The organism is Lysobacter korlensis (assembly GCF_042434515.1).
This window is the reverse complement of record NZ_JBHLTG010000002.1, coordinates 619,290-641,321: the sequence shown is the minus strand read 5'-3', so window position 1 is coordinate 641,321 and position 22,032 is coordinate 619,290. Positions and strand designations below refer to the sequence as shown.

General features: G+C 69.5%; 21 protein-coding genes. 15 read left to right on the top strand and 6 right to left on the bottom strand.

From position 1 onward, the window contains the following. The first annotated feature begins 168 nt into the window (after positions 1 to 168). The 12 genes from ACFFGH_RS12485 (at position 169) to mutM (ending at position 11,366) form a co-directional block, all read left to right on the top strand. Positions 169 to 1,017, top strand: coding sequence for a nitrilase-related carbon-nitrogen hydrolase (locus tag ACFFGH_RS12485; protein ID WP_386668701.1), 849 nt, complete (start codon positions 169 to 171; stop codon positions 1,015 to 1,017). A gap of 28 nt (positions 1,018 to 1,045) precedes the next feature. Then, entirely contained in the window at positions 1,046 to 2,479 is a 1,434-nt protein-coding gene (gene hydA / locus ACFFGH_RS12480; protein ID WP_386668699.1) for a dihydropyrimidinase, read from the top strand. A gap of 107 nt (positions 2,480 to 2,586) precedes the next feature. Then, positions 2,587 to 3,603: a TIGR03842 family LLM class F420-dependent oxidoreductase gene (locus tag ACFFGH_RS12475; protein WP_386668697.1), complete on the top strand. Its 1,017-nt coding sequence runs from the start codon at positions 2,587 to 2,589 to the stop codon at positions 3,601 to 3,603. After that, positions 3,600 to 4,517 (top strand): ABC transporter permease, encoded by a 918-nt coding sequence (locus tag ACFFGH_RS12470; RefSeq protein WP_386668695.1) that lies wholly within the window; start codon positions 3,600 to 3,602, stop codon positions 4,515 to 4,517. Before ACFFGH_RS12475 ends, ACFFGH_RS12470 begins: the two co-directional genes overlap by 4 nt. Beyond that, positions 4,514 to 5,359 carry an ABC transporter ATP-binding protein gene (locus tag ACFFGH_RS12465; protein WP_386668693.1) on the top strand — a complete coding sequence of 282 codons (846 nt, stop codon included), beginning with the start codon at positions 4,514 to 4,516 and terminating at the stop codon, positions 5,357 to 5,359. Before ACFFGH_RS12470 ends, ACFFGH_RS12465 begins: the two co-directional genes overlap by 4 nt. Continuing rightward, a complete protein-coding gene (locus tag ACFFGH_RS12460; RefSeq protein ID WP_386668691.1) occupies positions 5,356 to 6,177 on the top strand; it encodes an ABC transporter permease in 822 nt (273 codons plus the stop codon). Before ACFFGH_RS12465 ends, ACFFGH_RS12460 begins: the two co-directional genes overlap by 4 nt. Positions 6,178 to 6,206: 29 nt before the next feature. Then, a complete protein-coding gene (locus ACFFGH_RS12455) occupies positions 6,207 to 7,382 on the top strand; it encodes an ABC transporter substrate-binding protein (protein ID WP_386668689.1) in 1,176 nt (391 codons plus the stop codon). Between the two features lie 108 nt (positions 7,383 to 7,490). Continuing rightward, complete coding sequence (locus ACFFGH_RS12450) at positions 7,491 to 8,816, top strand: aspartate aminotransferase family protein (RefSeq protein ID WP_386668687.1); 1,326 nt, start codon at positions 7,491 to 7,493, stop codon at positions 8,814 to 8,816. Positions 8,817 to 8,961: 145 nt separating this feature from the next. Then, positions 8,962 to 9,513, top strand: coding sequence for a YceD family protein (locus ACFFGH_RS12445; protein ID WP_386668685.1), 552 nt, complete (start codon positions 8,962 to 8,964; stop codon positions 9,511 to 9,513). Between the two features lie 3 nt (positions 9,514 to 9,516). Further along, a complete protein-coding gene (rpmF, locus tag ACFFGH_RS12440) occupies positions 9,517 to 9,720 on the top strand; it encodes a 50S ribosomal protein L32 (RefSeq protein ID WP_386668683.1) in 204 nt (67 codons plus the stop codon). Between the two features lie 16 nt (positions 9,721 to 9,736). Then, on the top strand, positions 9,737 to 10,432 hold the full coding sequence (gene rnc, locus ACFFGH_RS12435) for a ribonuclease III (RefSeq protein ID WP_386668681.1): 696 nt from the start codon (positions 9,737 to 9,739) through the stop codon (positions 10,430 to 10,432). Positions 10,433 to 10,448: 16 nt separating this feature from the next. Beyond that, the gene (gene mutM / locus ACFFGH_RS12430) at positions 10,449 to 11,366 is read left to right on the top strand and encodes a bifunctional DNA-formamidopyrimidine glycosylase/DNA-(apurinic or apyrimidinic site) lyase (protein ID WP_386668679.1); all 918 of its coding nucleotides are present in this window, start codon (positions 10,449 to 10,451) and stop codon (positions 11,364 to 11,366) included. Here mutM and ACFFGH_RS12425 read toward each other — a convergent pair. Continuing rightward, entirely contained in the window at positions 11,363 to 12,469 is a 1,107-nt protein-coding gene (locus tag ACFFGH_RS12425) for a GNAT family N-acetyltransferase (RefSeq protein ID WP_386668677.1), read from the bottom strand. The two genes, mutM and ACFFGH_RS12425, sit on opposite strands and share 4 nt — an antisense overlap. A 130-nt stretch (positions 12,470 to 12,599) precedes the next feature. On the opposite strand from ACFFGH_RS12425, the gene smc reads away from it, so the two are divergent. After that, positions 12,600 to 16,208 (top strand): chromosome segregation protein SMC, encoded by a 3,609-nt coding sequence (gene smc, locus ACFFGH_RS12420; protein WP_386668675.1) that lies wholly within the window; start codon positions 12,600 to 12,602, stop codon positions 16,206 to 16,208. 31 nt (positions 16,209 to 16,239) lie between these two features. Here smc and ACFFGH_RS12415 read toward each other — a convergent pair whose 3' ends face one another. The 4 genes from ACFFGH_RS12415 to ACFFGH_RS12400 are packed head-to-tail and all read right to left on the bottom strand — an operon-like array spanning position 16,240 to position 20,209. Further along, complete coding sequence (locus tag ACFFGH_RS12415) at positions 16,240 to 16,668, bottom strand: SRPBCC family protein (RefSeq protein WP_386668674.1); 429 nt, start codon at positions 16,666 to 16,668, stop codon at positions 16,240 to 16,242. Beyond that, on the bottom strand, positions 16,665 to 17,537 hold the full coding sequence (locus ACFFGH_RS12410; RefSeq protein WP_386668672.1) for a helix-turn-helix domain-containing protein: 873 nt from the start codon (positions 17,535 to 17,537) through the stop codon (positions 16,665 to 16,667). The genes ACFFGH_RS12415 and ACFFGH_RS12410 overlap by 4 nt, the downstream gene beginning before the upstream one ends. 51 nt (positions 17,538 to 17,588) lie before the next feature. Continuing rightward, positions 17,589 to 19,244 (bottom strand): alpha-amylase family protein, encoded by a 1,656-nt coding sequence (locus tag ACFFGH_RS12405; protein WP_386668670.1) that lies wholly within the window; start codon positions 19,242 to 19,244, stop codon positions 17,589 to 17,591. Continuing rightward, entirely contained in the window at positions 19,241 to 20,209 is a 969-nt protein-coding gene (locus tag ACFFGH_RS12400; RefSeq protein ID WP_386668668.1) for a TIGR03885 family FMN-dependent LLM class oxidoreductase, read from the bottom strand. The genes ACFFGH_RS12405 and ACFFGH_RS12400 overlap by 4 nt, the downstream gene beginning before the upstream one ends. Before the next feature lie 122 nt (positions 20,210 to 20,331). Here ACFFGH_RS12400 and ftsY point away from each other — a divergent pair, with 122 nt between their 5' ends. Continuing rightward, positions 20,332 to 21,207: a signal recognition particle-docking protein FtsY gene (ftsY, locus tag ACFFGH_RS12395; protein WP_386668666.1), complete on the top strand. Its 876-nt coding sequence runs from the start codon at positions 20,332 to 20,334 to the stop codon at positions 21,205 to 21,207. A gap of 1 nt (position 21,208) precedes the next feature. After that, positions 21,209 to 21,508: a hypothetical protein gene (locus ACFFGH_RS12390; protein ID WP_386668664.1), complete on the top strand. Its 300-nt coding sequence runs from the start codon at positions 21,209 to 21,211 to the stop codon at positions 21,506 to 21,508. Here ACFFGH_RS12390 and ACFFGH_RS12385 read toward each other — a convergent pair. Further along, complete coding sequence (locus ACFFGH_RS12385; protein ID WP_386668662.1) at positions 21,501 to 22,025, bottom strand: gamma carbonic anhydrase family protein; 525 nt, start codon at positions 22,023 to 22,025, stop codon at positions 21,501 to 21,503. The two genes, ACFFGH_RS12390 and ACFFGH_RS12385, sit on opposite strands and share 8 nt — an antisense overlap. Between the last annotated feature and the right edge of the window lie 7 nt (positions 22,026 to 22,032).

Genomic DNA, 22,032 nt, shown 5'->3' with positions numbered 1-22,032 from the left:
GGAGCCGCGGACAATCGACGCCACCTGACCCAAGACGGATCAGCTCACCGCGCCAAATCGGGTGCGGGGGTTCGTTGTCAACAACTCTATTTACCTCCGGGTCACAAAGGGAAATACTCAGGAAACAACTTCCCCGAACAATGGGGTTCTCGCAGCAGGAGGTTTTGTATGCCAGTAGTCCGCGTCGCCATCACCCAGACCACCTGGACGGGCGACAAGGAGTCGATGATCGCCAAGCACGAGCAGTTCGCCCGAGACGCGGCGGCGCAGGGCGCGCAGATCATCTGCTTCCAGGAGCTCTTCTACGGTCCCTACTTCGGCATCACGGAAGACCCGAAGTACTACGACTACGCGGAGCCGGCCGATGGGCCCACGGTCCAGCGGTTCCAGAAGCTCGCCAAGGAGCTGGGCATCGTGATGGTGCTTCCGATCTACGAGGAGGACCAGCCGGGCGTCTACTACAACACCGCGGTCGTCGTGGAGAAAGACGGCACCATCCTCGGCAAGTACCGGAAGCACCACATCCCGCACCTCGACAAGTTCTACGAGAAGTTCTATTTCCGGCCCGGGAATCTCGGCTACCCGGTGTTCGACACCTCGGCCGGCAAGATCGGCGTCTACATCTGCTACGACCGCCACTTCCCCGAGGGCTGGCGGGAGCTGGGCCTCAACGGCGCCGAGATCGTCTTCAACCCGAACGCCACGAAGCCCGGCCTCTCCAACCGGCTGTGGGACCTTGAGCAGGCGACGGCTGCGGCGGCCAACGGCTACTTCGTCGCCGCCCCGAACCGGGTCGGCACCGAGGACAACGAGTACGGGGACCTCGCCGTCACGTTCTACGGCACCAGCCAGTTCGCCGACCCGCAGGGCAATTTCGTGGGGGAGCGCGGCAGCAACGAGAAGGAGGAAGTCGTCATCAGGGACCTGGACCTCGACATGATCCGCCAGGTGCGCAATCAGTGGCAGTTCTACCGGGACCGCCGCCCGGACTCCTACGCCGCCATCACCAAGCCGTGACCGCCGACTGCTGCAAAGGAGCACGAGCATGAGGATCCTGATCAAGAACGGCACCGTGGTCAGCGCCACCGGGCGCGGTGCGGCGGACGTGCTGGTCGACGGGGAGACGATCGTCGCGGTGCTGGAGCCGGGCTCTGCCCGCCTCGGCTTCGACCTGGAAGGCAGCGTCGACACCGTGATTGACGCGGCCGGCAAGTACGTCATCCCGGGCGGCATCGACGCCCACACCCACATGGAGCTGCCGTTCGGCGGCACCGCCGCGAGCGACACGTTCGAGAGCGGCACCCGTGCCGCGGCCTGGGGCGGCACCACGACGATCATCGACTTCGCCGTGCAGCGAACCGGGGAGCGGGTGCAGGACGGGCTCGCGGCGTGGCATGAGAAGGCGGCAGGCAACTGCGCCATCGACTACGGCTTCCACCAGATCATCGGTGGCGTGGACGAGAACGCGCTCGCAGCGATGGACGGCCTGATCGACGAGGGTGTCACCAGCTTCAAGCTGTTCATGGCCTACCCCGGCGTCTTCTACAGCGACGACGCGCAGATCCTGCGGGCGATGCAGAAATCCGCCGACACGGGCCTGCTCACGATGATGCACGCGGAGAACGGCCTGGCCATCGATGTGCTGGCCGAGCAGCTGGTCGCGCGGGGCAAGACGGATCCGTACTTCCACGGCATCGCGCGCGCCTGGCAGATGGAGGAGGAGGCAACTCATCGCGCCATCATGCTGGCGCACCTCACGGGCGCCCCGCTCTATGTGGTGCATGTCAGCGCCAAGCAGGCGGTGGAGCAGCTGGCCTGGGCACGGGATCGTGGCCAGAACGTGTTCGGTGAGACCTGCCCGCAGTACCTGTACCTGTCGCTCGAGGAGCAGCTCGGCGCCTCCAGCGAGAACTGGGGCAGGTTCGAGGGCGCGAAGTGGGTGTGCTCGACGCCGCTCCGCTCGCGCGCGGAGGGGCACCAGGACTCGATGTGGCAGGCCCTGCGCACCAACGACCTGCAGATGGTCTCGACCGACCACTGCCCGTTCTGCATGAAGGACCAGAAGGAGCTCGGGCTCGGTGACTTCCGCAAGATCCCGAACGGCATCGGCTCCATCGAGCACCGCATGGACCTGATGTACCAGGGTGTCGTCACCGGCGAGCTGACGCTGGAGCGCTGGGTGGAGCTCACCTCCACGACGCCGGCCCGGATGTTCGGCCTCTACGGCACGAAGGGGGTGATCCAGCCGGGCGCGGACGCCGATCTGGTCGTCTACGACCCGAACGGGCACACCTCGATCGGGATCGAGAAGACCCACCACATGAACATGGACTACTCCGCGTGGGAGGGCTTCGAGATCGACGGGCACGTCGACACGGTCCTCAGCCGCGGCAAGGTCGTGGTCGATGGCAACCAGTACCTCGGCGCAAAGGGCGACGGCCGCTACCTCAAGCGCGGCCTCTCGCAGTACCTCGTCTGATGGGCGTCCACTCCCGAATGCGGGCCGCTTCGGCGTATCCGGCCCGCCGCGGCGCACCGATCACGCCGAAGTCGGCCGTTTTCGCACGGAAGCGCGAGGTGTAGCGAATGGAATTCGGCACCGTACTCCAGACCAACCCGCCGTCATCGCGCACCGTCGCCCTCGCGAAGCTCGCCGAGCAGCACGGGTTCGACTACGTGTGGACATTCGACTCGCACCTGCTGTGGCAGGAGCCGTTCGTGATCTACAGCCAGATCCTCGCCGAGACCCGGCGGGTGAAGGTCGGACCGATGGTCACGAATCCTGCGACGCGCGACTGGACCGTGATCGCATCACTGTTCGCGACGCTGAACGAGATGTACGGCAACCGCACGATCTGCGGCATCGGCCGCGGCGACTCGGCGGTGCGGGTCACCGGCGGGTCGCCGACGACGCTCACCACCCTCCGGGAGTCGATCCATGTCATCCGGGAGCTCGCCAACTCCCGCTCGGTCGACTACCACGACGCGACGCTGCATTTTCCGTGGAGCGTCGGCAGTGAGCTGGAGGTGTGGGTCGCGGCGTACGGGCCGAAGGCGCTCGAGTTGACCGGGCAGGTCGGCGACGGATTCATCCTGCAGCTCGCCGACGTCGACATCGCGAGATGGATGATCCGATCGGTGCGCGAGGCGGCGGAGAAGGCCGGCCGGGATCCGGATGCGATCAAGTTCTGTGTCGCCGCCCCGAACTACATCGGGGACGACTGGGCGCACATGCGGGACCAGTGCCGCTGGTTCGGTGGGATGGTCGGCAACCACGTCGCGGACATCGTGGCGCGATATGGCTCATCCGGCGCCGTGCCGCAGGCGCTCACCGACTACATCGCAGGCCGCCAGGGCTACGACTACAACGAGCACGGCAAGGCGGGGAACACGCACACCGCCTTCGTGCCGGACGAGATCGTCGACCGCTTCTGCCTCCTCGGGAGCGCGGAGCAGCACATCGAGAAGCTCGAGGAGCTGAAGTCCATCGGCGTCGACCAGTTCGCGGGGTATCTGCAGCACGACAACAAGGAAGAGACCCTGCGCGTGTACGGCGAGACCGTGATCCCCGCGCTCGCCGACAAGATCGCCGCCCGCACATGACCGCTCAGGACGCACCTCCCGCGCTGCGCCGGCGCCGGTCGAGCCGGGCCACCGCCATCCGGTGGGGGATCGGTGTGCTCGGCGTGCTGCTCGTCGCGGCGCTGTGGGAGGCATACAAGCTCCTCGGCCCGGTCGAGGGCCTCCTGATCGGCGACACCCGCGTCCTCCCGCGCACCACGGATCTGGCGATGCCGCACGTCTGGGACATGGCCGGCCGATTGCTGGCCCCCGTCACGCGGGCGGAGGGTGCCCTGCCGCTGTGGCTGGAGGTCGCCCGGGCATCGATGGCGACACTCGGGGTCGCCGCGGCCGGCTGGCTCGTCGGGGTGGTCGTCGGCGTCGGTCTCGCGCTCGTGATGCTCCGCTGGCGGCTCGCCGAGTACGCCCTCCTCCCGTGGGTGGTGCTCAGCCAGACCGTGCCGCTCATCGCATTCGCGCCGGTCGTGCGCAGCTGGGGCTCGCGGATCGAGCTGGGTGCCTTCGAGTGGCAGGACTGGATGAGCGTTGCGGTGATCGCCTCGTACCTGGCGTTCTTCCCCATCGCGGTCGGTGCCCTCCGGGGGCTGCAGGCCCCGGACACCATCCACACGGAGCTGATGCGCACGTACGCCGCCGGCTGGTGGCGCACCCTCGTCAAGCTGCGCTTCCCGGCAAGCGTGCCGTACCTGCTGCCGGCGCTCCGGCTTGGGGCAGCGAACGCCGTCGTCGGTGCGATCGTGGCCGAGGTCTCCACAGGCCTCCAAGGCGGCATCGGCCGCATGATCATCCAGTTCGCAGGCCAGGCCAGCGGTGACCCGTCCAAGGCGTGGGGGCCGATCTTCGGCGCCGTCGTCCTGGGGCTCGTCGCCGCGGGTTCGGTCGCGCTCGTCGGCGGGGGGCTGCGCAATTACCGGCGTGCGGAGGTGAACGCGTGACGCTATCCGGATCTCAGCGGCCCGACACCGCGGCCGGGGTGGACTCGGTCGTGGTTCGCGGGGTGGAGAAGATCTTCGACACGGCGTCCGGCCGGATGACCGCCCTCACCGAGGTGAGCCTCACGGTCGGTGCGGGAGAGTTCGTGTCGCTGCTCGGCCCGTCCGGCTGCGGCAAGAGCACCCTCCTGCGTCTGATCGCGGACCTCGACGAGCCGACCGCCGGAACCATCGAGGTCTTCGGCAAGACGGCGCGGCAGGCGCGACTCGATCAGGACTACGGCATCGCCTTCCAGCAGGCTGGGCTGCTGCCCTGGCGCACCGTGACCGCCAACGTCGAGCTGCCGCTGGAGCTGCACGGCACCGGCTCCGCGGCCCGGAAGGCGCGTGCCAGGGAGCTGCTCGACCTGGTGGGACTGAGCGAGTTCGGCGACCGGTACCCGGACCAGCTGTCCGGCGGCATGCAGCAGCGGGCGGCCATCGCCCGCGCCCTTGCGGAGCGGCCGAGCCTGCTGCTGATGGACGAGCCGTTCGGCGCCCTGGACGAGATGACCCGCGAGTACATGCAGACCGAGCTCGTGCGGATCTGCGCGGAGACCAGGGCCGCCGTCGTGTTCGTGACCCACTCCATCCCCGAGGCGGTGTTCCTCTCGGATCGGGTCGTCGTCATGTCGCCGCGGCCGGGCCGCGTGGAGGCCGTCGTGCCGATGCACCTGGGCGCGACGGCGGACCGGGCCGACGACCTGCGGGAGGACGCCGCCTTCTTCGAGATGGTGACGGCGGTCCGTGAAGCCCTGCACACCGGTTCGCAGGCCGGCCGGCGACCCGGATCGAGGACACCGTGACGGTTCAGCCCGCATCACGAAGCGGTGCCGCGGCGCGCGACACCACCGCGCGCATCGCGGCGCCGCTCGCCTTCGGGATCCTGGTGATCGCGATCTGGCAGTCGCTGGTCAGCTTCGCCGGGGTGGATGACTATCTGCTGCCGAGCCCGTTCGCCATCGGCGCGGAGTTCGTCGAGTTCTGGCCGACGGTGGTCTCCGCGGGGGTCATCACCGGCACGAATGCGCTCATCGGATTGGTCGCCGGATCGGTGGTCGGCATCCTGCTGGCGCTCCTCGCCTCCGCGAGCCGCGTCGCCGACTCGCTGGCCGCTCCGCTCGTCGCGTCGCTCGCGGTCGTGCCGATCGTCGCGCTGGCGCCGGTCCTCAACTCGATGTTCGGCGCAGACTCGCAGGTCGGCCGCCAGGTGATCGCTGCCCTGGCGGCGTTCGTGCCCGTCTTCGTGAACACCCTCCGCGGACTCCGGCAGACGAGGCCCGTGCACCGGGAGTTGATGCGGTCGTATGCGGCGAAGCCCGGACAGGTGATGCGGGTGCTCACGCTTCCCGCCGCGCGTCCGTTCATCTTCACCGGCATCCGCATCGCCTCCTCCCTCGCCGTCATCTCTGCCCTCGTCGCGGAGTACTTCGGCGGGCCGCGCGGCGGGCTCGGCGGCGTCATCTCCACGTCGGCGGCCTCGAGCGCATATGCGCGCGCCTGGGCTTACGTCGTGGGCGCGATCATCCTCGGTCTGGTGTTCTTCCTGGTCACCGCCGCATTGGAGCGCCTCGCATCTCCCGCGTCAGCCCGCCCATTCGGGCGAGCGGGCGGTAGGCAGTAACACCGCAACACCGATCGAAGGGAAACGACATGATTCACAGCAGACGTCGTGCAACCGGCCTTGCCGGCCTCGGACTGTCCGCGGCACTCGTGCTGTCAGCGTGCGCAGGCGGGGGCGGTGGCGGCGGAACGGACGGCGGAGGAGGCGGCGGCGGCGGCGACGGCGAGCTCACCGAGGTGCGGCTGCAGCTGCAGTGGCTGCCGCAGGGCCAGTTCGCCGGATACTTCGCCGCCATCGATCAGGGCTACTTCGAAGAGGAGGGCCTGCAGGTCGAGATCGTTCCCGGCGGCGCGGACATCCTGCCGCAGACGCCGCTCATCGACGGCGACGTCGACTACGCGATCGCCTGGGTGCCGAAAGTGCTCGGTGCGATCGAAGAGGGCGCCAACATCACCAACATCGCGCAGATCTTCCAGCGCTCCGGCACTCTCCAGGTCTCCTTCGCCGACAGCGGCATCGAGTCGGTCGCCGACTTCGAGGGGAAGCGGATCGGCAGCTGGGGCTTCGGCAACGAGTGGGAGATCTTCGGCGCGATGGCCGAGGAGGGGCTCGACTCCCAGACGGTGGAGATCATCACGCAGGATTTCAACATGAACGCGTTCCTGCAGGGCGACATCGACGCCGCGCAGGCGATGACCTACAACGAGTACGCCCAGCTGCTGGAGTCCGTGAACCCGGAGACCGGTGAGCTCTACACCGAGGACGACTTCAACGTGATCTCCTACGAGGAGACCGGCGGGGCCATGCTGCAGGACGCGATCTGGGCCGACACCGCTCGACTCGAGAGCGACGAGGAGTATCAGGAGACCACCGTCTCCTTCCTCAAGGCGGTCATCAAAGGCTGGGCCTTCGCGCGGGACAACCCGGAGGAGGCGGCGAGCATCGTGAGCGCCGCCGGGTCCGCCTGGCCGGAGGGGCATGAGCTGTGGATGGTCAACGAGACCAACAAGCTCATCTGGCCCTCGCCCGACGGGATCGGGATCATTCCCCAAGACCGGTGGGACCAGACCGTGGCGCTCTCACTCGAGACGACCAACGAGAACGGTGAGCGGATCATCACCCAGGAGCCGCCGGAGACCGCGATGACCAACGAGTGGATCCAGCAGGCGCTGGACGAGCTGGAGGGTGAGGACGTCGACGTCACCGGCGAGAACTTCGAGCCCATCGAGGTGACGCTGCAGGAGGGCGGGGAGCTCGCCGAATAACATCCCGATCCGCCGGTCGGCGAGCGCCCCCTAGCGCGCTCGTCGACCGGCGCGATCGCCGCGGGCGGCCTCGTCGACCGGCGGCCGGTTCACGACAGAATGGATTCCATGAGCAACGCTGCTGACCTCGACCCTGCCGACGGCGCCCGCGCCTACGAGCTCGACCGGGAGCATGTCTTCCACTCCTGGAGCGTGCAGAGCGCGCTGAAACCGCTCGTGATCGCCGGCGGCAAGGGCACGACGGTGTGGGACTACGACGGGACCGAGTACCTCGACTTCTCCAGCCAGCTCGTGAACGTCAACATCGGGCACGGTCACCCGGCGCTCGTCGAGGCGATCCAGCGGCAGGCGGGGCAGCTCGCCACGGTCGCACCTGCCCACGCGAATCTCGCCCGAGGTGAGGCGGCGAAGCGGATCCTCGAGAAGGCCGGCCCATCCTTCCGTCGCGTGTTCTTCACCAACGGTGGTGCGGACGCGATCGAGAATGCGATCCGCATGGCGCGGCTCTCGACGGGCAGGGACAAGGTGCTCAGCACCTACCGCTCGTACCACGGCAACACCGGAGCGGCGATCGTCTCGACGGGTGACTGGCGGCGGATCCCGAACGAGTACGCACGCGGACATGTGCACTTCTTCGGGCCGTTCCTATACCGCTCCGAGTTCTGGGCCGAGACCCCGGAGCAGGAGAGCGAGCGCGCGCTGCAGCATCTGGAGCGCGTGATCCAGGCCGAGGGGCCAGCCTCCATCGCGGCGATCCTGCTCGAGACCGTGCCCGGCACCGCCGGCATTCTCGTGCCGCCGCCCGGCTACCTCGCCGGTGTGCGCGCGATCGCGGACCGCTACGGCATCAAGCTCATCCTGGACGAGGTGATGGCCGGGTTCGGTCGCACGGGGGAGTGGTTCGCCTTCCACGCGTTCGACGTCGTGCCCGACCTCATCACCTTCGCGAAAGGCAGCAACTCCGGCTACGTGCCGGTCGGCGGGGTGGTGATGAGCGAGGAGATCTCCGACGCGTTCGAAGACCGGATGTTCCCGGGCGGACTGACCTACAGCGGCCATCCGCTCGGCGCGGCATCGATCGTGGCTTCCATCGACGCCATGGAGCGTGAGGGCATCGTGGCGAACGCGAAGCGGATCGGGGAGGACGTGCTCGGCCCGGGCCTCGCCGGCCTCGCCGAGAAGCATGAGGTGATCGGAGAGGTCCGCGGACTCGGCGTGTTCTGGGCGCTCGACCTGGTCGCGGACCGGGCGACGCGTGAGCCGGTCGGCGCCGGCGAGATCGCCACCCTGAAGTCGGAGCTGACCGCGCGCGGGCTGCTGCCGTTCACCGCCGACAACCGCTTGCACGTGGTGCCGCCCTGCGTGGTCACCGACGACGAGGCGGCCCGCGGGCTCCAGCTCATCGATGAGGCCCTCAGCGTGCTCGGCGGTTGAGGAGCGCGCCGGCGCGTGTCGAAACCACGAGCCACCGGTCGGGGTGGTTTCGAGACGCCTCCTCCGTCGGCTCCACAGCCACCGGGCTCTCGCCGTCCGCGAACATCCCGGCGCGGCCGAGCGGCGGCGCGTACACTCGACCCTCGTGCGTGCCCCGACCAGCCCATACTCCGTTCTCGTCCGTGATCTCATCCACCGCCCGGGTGAGCACCGCGAGAGCTCCATCGACCTCACCGTCCCGGAGAAGCTCGGCGAGGGCGTGGTCCACGTGAACCCCGGTACACCGCTGCACATCGACCTGCGGCTCGAGAGCCTCCATGACGGCATCCTGGCCACCGCGGAGCTCGACACGCAGGCGGCAGGACAGTGCGTCCGGTGCCTCGACGACCTCACCCTCGACGTCCAGGTCGAGTTCCAGGAGCTTTTCGCGTATTCTGTCGACGAAGCTTTTGACTACACGGTTCAAGACGACCACGTGGATCTTGAACCAGTAGTCCGGGATGCGGTGGTGTTGTCGCTGCCGTTCCAGCCGGTCTGCCGGCCGGACTGCCCAGGACTCGACCCGGAGACGGGGGAGCGCCTGAAGGATGGTTCGGTGCCCGACGAGGTGATCGACCCTCGCTGGGCCGCGCTTGAGAGCTTCCGGACCGCATCAGACGACTCGGACACGATCCGTGCCCAGGAAGAGAAGAGATAAGCCATGGCCGTTCCCAAGCGGAAGCAGTCGCGCTCCAACACCCGCTCGCGTCGTTCGCAGTGGAAGGCGGAAGTGCCCACCCTGGTGAAGACCATCGAGAACGGCAAGACCGTCTACAGCCTCCCGCACCGCGCGAAGGTCGTCGAGGACTCCGCGGGCACCCCGCTGTTCCTGGAGTACAAGGGCCGCAAGGTCGCCGACGTCTGAGCCGGCACGGGACTCCGTGTCTGAGCTGCCCGATCGAGGGGCGCTCGTCGGCGCGCTCGGGATCGACATCGATCCCGCGCTGCTCGAGCTCGCCCTGACGCATCGGTCGTTCGCGTACGAGAACGGCGGGATTCCGCACAACGAGCGCCTCGAGTTCCTCGGTGACGCGATCCTCGGCCAGGCGGTGACCGTGAAGCTCTACACCGAGCTGCCCGCGGTCGACGAGGGCGAGCTGGCCAAGCGCCGTGCGGCGCTCGTGAGCAGCGTCGCGCTCGCGGAGATCGCCCGCGGCATCGGGCTCGGTGCACATATCCGCCTCGGTCGCGGCGAGGAGCTGACCGGCGGGCGGGAGAAGTCCTCCATCCTCGCGGACACCGTGGAGGCGATCCTCGGTGCCGCCTACCTCTCCGCCGGACCGGAGCAGGCCCGGCAGCTGGTGCTTCGCCTGGTCGAGCCGCTGTTCGCGGACCCGGACCGCTTCGGCGCCGCGATGGATCCGAAGACCAGCCTGCAGGAGCTCGCCGCGAAGCTCGGCCGCGACGTGCCCGTCTACCGGGTGACCGACACGGGGCCAGACCACTCCAAGAAGTTCCACGCGACCGTGAGCCTCGGTGGCGAGGACATCGCCACGGGCAGCGGATCGAGCAAGAAGCACGCAGAGATGGGCGCGGCGCTCGAGGCGTGGACGCTGCTCTCTCGCGCACAGCTCTGAAGTCGAATCAGCACTGATGCCGGAGCTGCCAGAGGTCGAGGTGGTGCGAGCCGGGCTCGAGCCGGCGGTGACCGGCGCACGGGTCACCGGAGTGACGGTGCGCGACGAGCGATCGCTCCGCCGCCATCGCGGCCCGTCGGAGGACTTCGTCGACCGCCTCACCGGCCGTGGGCTGCTCGTTCCGCGCCGCCGAGGGAAGTTCCTCTGGATCCCGCTCGCGCCTGCGATCCCTGGGCCCGTCGAAGGTACCGGCGGGACCGAAGCGCTCGTCGTGCACCTCGGGATGAGCGGGCAGGTGCTGCTGCGCGAGCCCGGCGTCGAAGACAAGCAGACCCGCATCCGCATCGACCTCGAGCACCCGCTTCACGGACCGCTCCGCCTGAACTTCGCCGACCAGCGGATCTTCGGCTCGATGGCGCTCGACGTGCTGCGCCCGACCGGCGTGCCCGGTGACACCGTCCCGAGCCAGGTGGCGCACATCGCGCGCGATCCGCTCGATCCGCTGTTCTCCGACGCCGCGTTCCTGACCGGACTCGCCCGCCGCCGCACCGGTGTGAAGCGGGCGCTCCTCGACCAGACGCTGATCAGCGGCATCGGGAACATCTACGCCGACGAAGCGCTCTGGGCGGCCCGGATCCACTACGACCAGCCGACCGAGTCGCTGAGCCGGTCACGCGCGAAGCTGCTGCTCGGCGAGGTACGTGCGGTGCTGTGGAAGGCGCTGGCAGAGGGCGGCACCAGCTTCGACGCCCAGTACGTCAACGTGAACGGCGCCTCGGGCTATTTCTCGCACTCGCTGAACGCCTACGGGCGGCAGGGGGAGCCGTGCTCCCGCTGCGGGCGTCTCCTCGTCCGGGACACCTTCATGAACCGCGGCTCGCACTACTGCGCCTTCTGCCAGCGCATCCGCGTCCGCAGGGCACCGGCGGACTAGGCCTCCGGCACCACCACGTCCGGCGGTGGCGCATCGAGCACCTTCTTCCAGCCGCCCTCGTAGGCCATCGGCGCGAACCCCACCGCCTCGTTCACGCTCAGCATGTGCCGGTTCTCTTCGGCGTTGAAGGTCAGCACCGACGGATGTCCGGGCCGCTCGCGCTGCAGGTGCAGCAGGTTCGCCACCTTCAACAGCATTCCGAGGCGCTTGCCGCGGTGCTCCCTGAGCACGAGGGTGTCCTCCTGGCTCACCGGACGGTCGAGCTCGGCGGGGACCGACAGGATGGTGAAACCCGCGAGCCGCCCGGACGGCACATGCTCGACCGCCGCGGCGAGGGCGGTCCGGGGGCTCTGCTCCTCCTTCTCCTCGGTCGCGACGAGGCGCTCGACGGTCCAGATGTCCTCCGGCTCCTCCAGCCCGGCGGTCGGCGCATCCGTGCTCATCCGGGTGAAAAGCAGCGCCATGTCCTCGCGCCACCGCTCCGGGGTGCGGTCGGTCCACGTGTGCAGCCGGTAGTCCGCCCCTGACGCCGCCGATGCGGAGGCGAGACGCTCCTCGAGTGCACGCTCCTCGATCGGCAGCGGCAGCCGGCTGCCGCGCTCGACCTGCTCCAGGGTGTAGCCCCGGCCGAGCAGGAAGCGCACCTCCGGGTTGCCGAGCGGCACGGAGCCGAAGCCGGTCGGCGGCTCAAGACGCTCGCCTGGCCCCTGCTTGCTGACCGCGTACACGATCACCTTCCGCTTGCCAGCTTCAGCGGCCAGATCCTCCAGACGGTCGGAGAGGGCGGTGCCGATTCCGAGCCCACGGTAGTCGGGGTGCACCTGCACCTGCAGCCACGCGGACTCTGTCTCATTCGGCTGCGTCTCGTAGATCCCGCGGGCGACGATCTCGCCGCGTACGCGCGCGGCGAGCAGCCGCTTCGGCTCGTGCTCGACGTTCTGCCAGCCGGGCAGCAGCTCCTCGGCGCTGTACGAGAGCTCGTCGGTTCCGTACCCGTCGCGCTCGCAGGCGTTCCGGACGGCCACCGTCGCGCGGAAGTCGTCCGCATCCGGGACGTCCAGGCTCGCGGGGATCGTCAGCTCATCGATCGTGAACTCATCCATCAAGGCTCCTCGTCGGGCTGTCTGCCGGCTGAAGACGGCAGCCGACCAGCCTAGCGAGGTGCCGGGGCGCCGGTCGAGTGTCGGGTACCGTAGTCGCATCGAGCGGCGCGAGTAATGGACGGGAGGGCTCGTGTATCTGAAGAGCCTGACCCTCAAGGGCTTCAAGTCCTTCGCCCAGCCGACGACCTTCGCATTCGAGCCGGGCGTCACCTGCGTCGTCGGCCCGAACGGATCCGGCAAGAGCAACGTCGTCGACGCGCTCGCCTGGGTGATGGGGGAGCAGGGGGCGAAGACCCTTCGCGGCGGCAAGATGGAGGACGTCATCTTCGCCGGGACGGCCACGAAGGGACCCCTTGGCCGCGCCGAGGTGGTGCTCACGATCGACAACTCCGACGGCGCCCTGCCGATCGAGTACACCGAGGTGACGATCAGCCGCACCCTGTTCCGCAACGGAGGCAGCGAGTACGCCATCAACGGCGAGACCTGCCGGCTGCTGGACGTGCAGGAGCTGCTGAGCGACTCCGGTCTCGGTCGCGAGATGCACGTCATCGTCGGGCAGGGCCAGCTCGACGCCGTGCTCCACGCCACCCCAGAGGAGCGCCGCGGCTTCATCGAGGAGGCGGCCGGCATCCTGAAGCACCGCCGGCGCAAGGAGAAGACGCTCCGCAAGCTGGACGCGATGCAGACCAACCTGACCCGGCTGAGCGACCTGGCGGGTGAGATCCGCCGTCAGCTGAAGCCGCTGGGGCACCAGGCGGAGATCGCCCGAGAGGCGCAGGCGATCGCCGCAGTCGCGCGCGACGCGAAGGCGCGGTTGCTGGCCGACGATGTGGTGCAGCTGCGCACCGCCCTCGGCGACTTCACCCGCAGCGAGCATGAGCGCAAGAGCGAGCGGATCGTGCTGCAGGAGCAGCTGGACCAGGCGCGCCTGCGGGTGAGCCGGATCGAGCAGGCCATGGTCGGCGACGCTGTCGACACCGCTCGTCGGACCGCTTTCGGGCTGGAGCAGGTGCAGGAGCGTCTGCGCTCGCTCTACGGACTCGCGAACCAGAAGCTCGCCCTGCTCGGCTCCCAGGTGGAGACCCCGGGCACCGGTCCGACGGTGACCGCGCAGATGGTCGCGGAGGCGCGGGACGAGGCCGACCGGCTCCGCGCGGACGTCGCCGCCGCAGAGCAGCAGGTGGGCCGAGCCGCGGCGCAGACCGCCACCGCGAAGGCGAGCCTGGACTCCCTCGACGAGGAGATCAGCGCCCAGAGCGCCCTCGTCTCCCAGCACGACCTCGCGCTGGCGAGGCTCGGCAGCGCGGTCGACGTCGCGCAGTCGAAGCTCGCGGCCGTCCGGGGAGAGGCGGCCCGGCAGCGCGCCGCACTCGAGCAGGCCGAAGCGCGGCGGAATGACAGCCGGGCGGCGCTCGACACGCTGGAGGACGAGTACGCCGTCGACGACGACGATGCCGACGCCTCCGCAGATGGCCTGGACGACGCCCACGAGAGCGCGGAAGCGCGCGTCGCGGAACTGCAGACGGAGATCGAGGCGCTGCGCGACGAGCTGCACACGCTGGAACGCGAGCGGGACGCCCTCGCCGCCCGCAACTCCGCCCTCAGCTCGGCCGTCGATCAGCGCGACGGGTCGACGGACCTCGTCGCGGCGAACCTGGCCGGCGTGCGCGGGCTCGTCGCCGAGCACGTCCGCGTGGAGCCGGGCTTCGAGACGGCGATCGCCGCGGCCCTCGGATCCCTCTCCGACGCCGTGCTCGCGGAGGACCGGACCGCAGGGCTCGAGGCGCTCGCGCACACCCGCACGCACGATCTCGGCCGGGTGGAGCTGGTGCTCGCCGCGGAGGGCGGCCGATCCGAGCCCGCACTCCAGCTGCCCGACGGGGTCCGCAGGGCGAGCGACGTCGTCGCGGCGCCCGCCGGGGTGCTTGGGCTCCTCGCCGGAACGCTCATCGCCGACGACCTCGACGCCGCCCGCACCGCGTGGGCAGCGCTCGGGAAGGACACCGACGCCACGATCCTCACCCGCACCGGCGATGTGCTGACCCGCTACGTGCTGCGTGGCGGCAGCGGAGCGAAGCGCAGCCGGCTGGAGCTCGTCGCCGAGCGGGATGCCGCAGCCGAGCGCCTCGCCGACGTCTCCATCCGGATCGAGTCGAGCCGGACACTGCTCGCCGAACGCCGCGAGGCGCTGTCCGAGGCGAAATCGTCGGCGGCCGCGGCGCTCGCCGCACTGCGGGACCTTGACGCCCGGCTCGCGGAGCACAGCCAGCGGCTCTCCCGCGCCCGCGGGCAGTTCGAGGCGGCGCAGGCGGAGTGGGAGCGGCTGAGGTCTACGGTGGAGCTCTCGGGTGAGGCCGTCCACCTCGCCGAGGCCGCGGTGGAGTCGGCCGCAGCCGAACGCGACGCCTACGCCGCCCGGCCGCGTCCGATCCTCGACGCGTCCGCCCGGGACGGGCTGGTCGGCGAGCTGGAGGCAGCCCGGGCGGCGGAGCTCGAATGCCGCATCCAGCTGGAGACGGCCAGGGAGCGGGTCCGTGCCGAGGTTGCGCGCGCCGACTCGCTCGAGCAGCGCCGTGAGGCGGAGCGGGCCGCCGCGGAGGAGCAGGCGCGGCTCGCGGTGATCCGGGCGCGCCAGATCGCGACGGCGACCTCCGTGCTCCAAAGCCTCCCGGCCGTGCTGGACTCGGTCGACCGGTCGGTCTCCGAGGCGCGGGTGCGGCTCGCCGCTGCCGAGTCCGAGCGGAGCGCGCAGAACGAGGAGCTGTCGCAGCTTCGCCGCACCGAGGCGGAACTGCGGGAGCGACTGGCTGCGGTCAGCGAGAACGTCCACGGCCTCGAGATGCAGATCTACGAGAAGAAGCTGCAGCTGTCCAGCCTCCTGGAGCGTGCCGGCGCGGAGCTCGGCCTCGTCGAGGACGTGCTCGTCGCCGAGTACGGTCCCGAGGTGCAGGTGCCGGAAGAGGGAACCTCCGTCCCTGAGCTCACCGAAGCGACCGACACGAGGAACTCGGATGCGGACGCTTCGACAAGCTCAGCGACCGGCACCGAACCCGCAACCGGCATCCCCTTCGTGCGCGCCGATCAGGAGGCGCGGCTCGCACGTGCCGAGCGGAAGCTCGCCCAGCTCGGCCGGGTGAACCCGCTGGCGCTCGAGGAGTTCGCGGCGCTGGAGCAGCGCCACAAGTTCCTCACGGAGCAGCTGAGCGATCTTACGAACACCCGCCGTGATCTGCTGAAGATCATCGAGGAGCTCGACGAGCGGATGCAGGACATCTTCGGCGCCGCGTTCGAAGACACGAAGGCGGCGTTCGACCAGGTGTTCCCGGTGCTGTTCCCTGGTGGCTCCGGCAGCCTGCAGCTCACGAATCCGGACGACATGCTGACGACCGGCATCGAGGTCACGGTGAAGCCGGCCGGCAAGAAGATCGAGCGGCTGTCGCTGCTGAGCGGCGGCGAGCGTTCGCTCGCGGCGGTGGCCCTGCTGATCGCGATCTTCAAGGCACGGCCGAGCCCGTTCTACATCATGGATGAGGTGGAGGCCGCGCTCGATGACGCGAACCTCGGCCGGCTGCTGACGATCTTCGAGGACCTCCGGCAGAGCTCACAGCTCATCGTCATCACGCATCAGAAGCGGACCATGGAGATCGCCGATGCCCTCTACGGCGTCTCCATGCGGCAGGACGGTGTCAGCGCCGTCGTCGGCCAACGCGTGGTGCAGCCCGACGAGCGCGCCAGCTGACGCCGCCGGCCGTTCCGCGAGCCGATCACGATCAGGCGGGATGCAGGGATTCGATGAGACGCTTCAGGCGGTCGAGCTGGCCGGAGTCCGCCTTCGCGATCGCCGCGCGGATGACCCGGGCGAGCAGCCGCATCGCGCCCGAGGTGCGGACGTCGGCCGTGAGATCGACGCGCGTACCGCCGGCCGCCGGCGTGAGGACGTACGTGTAGGCGGCGTGCACCTTGCCGACGGTCGACGCCAGCGTCAGCGACCGCTCGGGCGCCACAGCCGTGACGGTGCTCGTGCGCTCCTTGCCTCGTGCGGTGTAGTGCAGCACCGTTCCGGGCCGGAGCGGCCCCTCCAGCCGGAATGAGCTGGTGCCCGGCATCCACTCAGGGGCGCGTGACCAGTCGGTGATCGTCGCCCAGACCCGCTCGGGCGGCGCCGCGACGTTGGTGCTGGCGGAGAAGGCTTCGGTCATGACCGCACGCTATGGCCGCCGGTGGGCCGGGGGATTGGACGGAATTGACCTCGGGCCGGAACGTCCGGCGCGAACCCCGGCTCGTCCTCGCCTGGTGCGTAGACGGCCCGATAGGCGGCCACGTACGCGGACGGCGACATGCCGGTCAGCTTCCTGAAATCCCGGATGAGGTGCGCCTGGTCGAACCAGCCCAGCTCTGCTGCCCGGTCGGTCCAGGCCACCGTGCCGAAGACGTCGATCGAGTGGAGCAGGGCCCGCATGCGGAGGATGCGCGCGAGCGTGCGCGGTCCGAGCCCCACGATCCGGGCGAACTCGCGATCCAGGTGCTCGTGTGAGACGCCGAGCCGCTCCGCGAGGTCGCCGATCGGCTGCGCCGGGTCCTCGGTCAGAAGCTCGACGGCCTGTTCCACGCGGTCGACTCCTGGAACCGCAAGAGCCCCGAGGTCGAGCACGCCCTCGACGACCTCCAATGCCGATCCGGGGTCGGCGGCGGCACGCAACGCCTCCCGCACTTCCCCGAACGGCGCCCACGCCTCCGCTCCGACGACCCGGCCGCGAAGCGGCTGCGGATCGATCCCGAGTGCGGCGCGGCAGCCGAACGGCGTCGTCACGATCCCGACGCACCACGTCTCGCCGCTCGGCCGGTTCACGATCGGCTCGTCGTGCGGTCCGATGAGGAAGCCGGTCGCTCCGCGATGCGTCTCGCCGCGGCCGTTCCGCGGCGTCTGCTCGATCGGCGGTCCGAGCACGATGCCGAGCACCGTCGATCCGGTCGGCGCCACCCGCTCCGACTCGACCCGCAGGCTCCCGCGCGCCCACCAGACCGCCTCGACGAACCGCCCAGCGGGACCGCCGGGGCGTCGGGTCACGTAATGGAACGGCTCCACAGCGCCACTCTTCCGCGACCTCAGAGCGGGGAATCAGGTGAGCCGCTGGTCGCCGGGACGGATCACCCGCAGCCAGCGGTACCCGTAGCCGTCGAGCGGCTGCTCGAACGGTCCCTCCTCGGGCCAGGTGTATTCGTCTGCGTCGAGCAGGCTGGTGACCACGGTCCCGGGCTCGACGTCCTCCAGCTCCAAGCGCACGGTGGCGGGCTCCGGCGCGAAGTTGTGCAGCGCAACCAACCGCCCCTGACCGTTCTCGATCTGATGCGCCAGCACGGCCCGATCGGGCTGTTCGAGCACCGTGAACCGGCCCCACCCGATCTCCGGCGAGTTGCGGTAGCACTGGATCAGCAATCGTATGAAGTTCAGCAGCGAGCCCTCGTCGTGCCGCTGCTGCGAGGCGTTGACGTGCGAGGGCGCGAACCCGTCCCCCGTCACCGGAGCCACGAGGTCTTCCGGGTCCGCCTTCGAGAATCCGCCGTTCGCGCCGGACGTCCACTGCATCGGCGAGCGCACCGACGTGCGTCCCGGCAGGTCGAGGTTCTCGCCCATCCCGATCTCCTCGCCGTAGAACAGCACCGGGGTCCCTGGCAGTGAGAAGAGCAGGCTGTAGGCCATCCGGATGCGGCGGGGATCCCCGTGCAGCATCGGCGGGAGCCGGCGCACGATGCCACGACCGTAGACCTGCATCCGCTCCTCGGGCGCGAAGGCGTCGAACACCTCCTGGCGCTCGTCCTCGGTCAGTTTGTCGAGGGTGAGCTCGTCATGGTTGCGCAGGAAGTTCGCCCACTGCGCCACCTCAGGCAGCGCCGGTCTCGCGGCGAGGGTGTCGGCGAGCGGTGTGGCGTCCTCCCGGGCGAGAGAGAGATAGATCTGCTGCATGCCGACGAAGTCGAACTGCATGGTGAGCTCATCGTCCGCATCGAGGCCGCCGAAGTACTTCAGCTGATCCTCGTACGGCAGGTTCACCTCGCCGAGCAGCACGCCCTCGCCGCTGCGCCGGCCGATGTAGGAGCGCAAGGACCGGAGATAGTCGTGCGGCCCCTCGAAGCCGGGCTGCTCGATGAAGAACGGCACGGCGTCCACCCGGAACCCGCTGATCCCAAGCTCCATCCAGAAGCCGATCACCTTCGCGATCTCCTCGCGCACCCTCGGGTTCGCGACGTTAAGGTCGGGCTGGTGCTTGTAGAAGTTGTGCAGGTAGTACTGCTTCGTCTTCTTGTCGTACTCCCAGAGGCTGTCCTCCTGATCCGGGAACACCGGCTCCGGCTGCTTCGCCGGCGGCTCGTCCGCCCAGACGTAGAAATCCCGGAACGGCGACTCACGGCTCGATCGGGCCGAGACGAACCATGGATGCTGGTCCGACGTGTGATTGACCACCAGGTCGGCGATCACACGCATCCCGCGGTCCTTGGCCGTTCGGATCACCTCGACGAGGTCGCCGTGGTGCCCGAGCCGGGCGTCCACGCCGTAGTAGTCGGTGATGTCATAGCCGTCGTCCCGGTCGGGCGACGGGTAGAAGGGCATCAGCCAGATGCAGGTGACGCCCAGCTCGGCGAGGTAGTCGAGCCGGTGGGCGAGCCCCTCGAGGTCGCCGCAGCCGTCGCCGTTCCAGTCCATATACGTCTCGACGTCGAGGCAGTAGACCACCGCCGTCTTCCACCACAGGTCACTCGTGTCGGTGACTCTCATGCGGTGGCCTCCCGCAGCTGGGGGAGCACCTGCTCGCCGAACACGTCGAGGAACTCGGACTGCTCCTTCCCGACGTGGTGCAGGTAGACCTCGTCGACTCCGAGAGCGACATACGACGCGAGCCGGTCGACGAACTCGGCCGGGCTCGACGATACGAGCACGCTCGACCGCACATCATCCGGCTGCACGAATTTCGAGGCCTCGTCGAACTGCTCGACCGTCTCGAGATCCCAGCAGAGCGGGGGCGAGAAGACGTTCGACCGCCACTGGTCGTACGCGATCGCGAGGGCGCGCTCATCGTCGGCGGCGTAGCTGACGTGCACCTGCAGCACAACCGGACCGCGCCCGCCGGCCGACCGGTACGCGTCGATGACCTTGGCCACGGCGTTCTGCTCCGCATTGATGGTGGCGAGACCGTCGGCCCACTCAGCCGCCCAGCCTGCGGTCTCCGGTGACACGGCGGGTGCGATCAGGGGCGGCTGGGTGGTGGGCAGAGTGTAGAGGCGGGCCCGATCGACGGTGACGAAGCCGTCATGCGAGACCTCCTTGCCGGCGAGCAGGTCGCGGATGATGTCGACGCATTCGCGCAGGCGGGCGTTGCGCTGCTCCTTGCGCGGCCAGGAGTCGCCGGTGATGTGCTCGTTGGCGTTCTCCCCGCTGCCGAGCGCCGCCCAGAACCGGCCGGGGTACATCTGCCCGAGGGTCGCGATCGCCTGCGCGATGATCGCCGGGTGGTAGCGCTGACCCGGCGCGTTCACGACTCCGAGCTTCAAGTTCGTCGCCTCGAGCGCCGCTCCGAGCCATGACCAGGCGAACCCCGACTCGCCCTGCCGGTCGCTCCAGGGCGCGATGTGGTCGGAGCACATGGCCGCGTCGAAGCCCGCCTGTTCGGCGTGCTTCACGTCGTGCAGCAGCTGCCGCGGTGTGATCTGCTCGTGGGATGCGTGGAAGCCGATTACCGTCATCGGCCCGACACTATTGGCCGGAAGCGGGTCGCGGGTGTGGCTTCCTGGGCACTCTCAGGCAACGGCGGGCGCACTCCGGTCGCCGCACCGGGCGGATTCCGTCCGTCGTCTAGCCTGGAGTCATGGCTGAACGCACCCCCTGGTCCCTCTCGGGCGCGCTCCGGGGCATGTTCGCCAAGAAGACCATCGACGAGGAGACCTGGGACGACCTCGAGGCCGCGCTCATCATGGCCGACTTCGGCCCGGACATCACCGACGAGATCATGGACGACCTCCGCGACAACGTGGAGCGGCACCGCACCACCGACCCCGCGGATCTCAAACGCATGCTCCGCGAGACGCTCGAGGAGCGGTTCTCCCGCCTGAACTCCACGCTCACCCTGAGCAACCGGCCCGCCGTCGTGCTGGTCGTCGGGGTGAACGGCGTCGGGAAGACGACCACGATCGGCAAGTTCGCGAAGTTCCTGCGCAACTTCGACCGCAGCGTGCTGGTCGGCGCGGCGGACACCTTCCGCGCCGCCGCGGTGGAGCAGCTCGCGACCTGGACGGAGCGAGGCGGGGCGCAGATCGTCCGGCCGCAGCACGAGGGGCAGGATCCGGCCTCCGTCGCCTACCAGACGGTCGAGAAGGCGCAGCGCGAGGGCTACGAGATCGTGCTCATCGACACGGCGGGGCGGCTGCAGACCAAGGCCGGCCTGATGGACGAGCTGTCGAAGATCCGCCGGGTGGTGGAGAAGCTGACGCCCATCGCCGAGGTGCTGCTGGTGCTCGACGCCACCACCGGGCAGAACGGGCTGGCGCAGGCGCAGGCGTTCGTGCAGCACGCCGGGGTGACCGGGCTGGTGCTGACGAAGCTCGACGGCTCCGCTCGCGGCGGCTTCGTGCTGGCGGTGCAGGAGCAGACCGGCATCCCGATCAAGCTGATCGGTCAGGGGGAGGGGATCCGGGACCTCACCGGCTTCACCCCCCACGTGTTCGTGCAGAACCTGGTCGGCTGACGTGACCAGGCCGGCGCCGGAACCGAGCCGGCTGTTCCGGATGGTGGCGCTCGCCGCGATGGTGCTCTCGGTGCTCGCCATCACGATCTTCGTCGTGATCCTGTTCATGGGGATGGGCGGCTCGACCGAGGTCGGCCGGGTCTTCGGCCCGTTCGGGATCGCGGCAACCGTGCTGGGGCTGATCGCCGGCGTCTGGGCGACGCTGCACCGCGGAACGCGGGCAGCCGGGGTCGTCTCCCTGGCGATCCTGGTGCCGTGCGTGTTCCTGGCCTTCGTGAGCCTGGTGGCACTGCTCAGCTAGGGCCTCGGCCGATCTGCGCGTGGTTGTTCGCGTACTCGAGGTAGCGGACGGCGTTCTGCCGGACGCTCTCCACTTCCTCGTCGGTGAGCTCCCGGCGCACCTTGCCCGGCACCCCGGCGACGAGGGAGCGCGGAGGGATGACCGCGTCCTGCGGCACCACGGCACCGGCCGCCACGAGCGACTCCCGTCCGACGACCGCACCATTCATCACGATGGCGCCCATCCCGATGAGACAGTCGTCCTCGACGGTGCAGCCGTGCAGCACCGCGGCGTGCCCGACGCTGACCCGGGCGCCGACGGTCGCCGGTGAACCGCGATCGCAGTGCACGACCACGTTGTCCTGGAGGTTGCTGCCCTCGCCGATCCGGATGGCGTCGGTGTCGCCTCGCAGCACCGCCCCGTAGAAGAGGCTCGCCGCGTCGCCCACCACCACATCCCCGATCACCATCGCGGTGGGCGCGATCCAGGCGGACTCGGACACGTGCGGCGACGTGTCGCCGTAAGGGAGAACGGGCATGACCCAA

Excerpts from the sequence above, each read along its gene's own strand:
- ACFFGH_RS12450 (WP_386668687.1), top strand. The coding sequence starts at position 7,491 with ATGAGCAACGCTGCTGACCTCGACCCTGCCGACGGCGCCCGCGCCTAC.
- mutM (WP_386668679.1), top strand. The coding sequence starts at position 10,449 with ATGCCGGAGCTGCCAGAGGTCGAGGTGGTGCGAGCCGGGCTCGAGCCG.
- ftsY (WP_386668666.1), top strand. The coding sequence starts at position 20,332 with ATGGCTGAACGCACCCCCTGGTCCCTCTCGGGCGCGCTCCGGGGCATG.
- ACFFGH_RS12400 (WP_386668668.1), bottom strand. The coding sequence starts at position 20,209 with ATGACGGTAATCGGCTTCCACGCATCCCACGAGCAGATCACACCGCGG.
- ACFFGH_RS12485 (WP_386668701.1), top strand. The coding sequence starts at position 169 with ATGCCAGTAGTCCGCGTCGCCATCACCCAGACCACCTGGACGGGCGAC.
- hydA (WP_386668699.1), top strand. The coding sequence starts at position 1,046 with ATGAGGATCCTGATCAAGAACGGCACCGTGGTCAGCGCCACCGGGCGC.
- ACFFGH_RS12475 (WP_386668697.1), top strand. The coding sequence starts at position 2,587 with ATGGAATTCGGCACCGTACTCCAGACCAACCCGCCGTCATCGCGCACC.
- ACFFGH_RS12385 (WP_386668662.1), bottom strand. The coding sequence starts at position 22,025 with ATGCCCGTTCTCCCTTACGGCGACACGTCGCCGCACGTGTCCGAGTCC.
- ACFFGH_RS12425 (WP_386668677.1), bottom strand. The coding sequence starts at position 12,469 with ATGGATGAGTTCACGATCGATGAGCTGACGATCCCCGCGAGCCTGGAC.
- ACFFGH_RS12470 (WP_386668695.1), top strand. The coding sequence starts at position 3,600 with ATGACCGCTCAGGACGCACCTCCCGCGCTGCGCCGGCGCCGGTCGAGC.
- ACFFGH_RS12415 (WP_386668674.1), bottom strand. The coding sequence starts at position 16,668 with ATGACCGAAGCCTTCTCCGCCAGCACCAACGTCGCGGCGCCGCCCGAG.
- rpmF (WP_386668683.1), top strand. The coding sequence starts at position 9,517 with ATGGCCGTTCCCAAGCGGAAGCAGTCGCGCTCCAACACCCGCTCGCGT.
- ACFFGH_RS12405 (WP_386668670.1), bottom strand. The coding sequence starts at position 19,244 with ATGAGAGTCACCGACACGAGTGACCTGTGGTGGAAGACGGCGGTGGTC.
- ACFFGH_RS12455 (WP_386668689.1), top strand. The coding sequence starts at position 6,207 with ATGATTCACAGCAGACGTCGTGCAACCGGCCTTGCCGGCCTCGGACTG.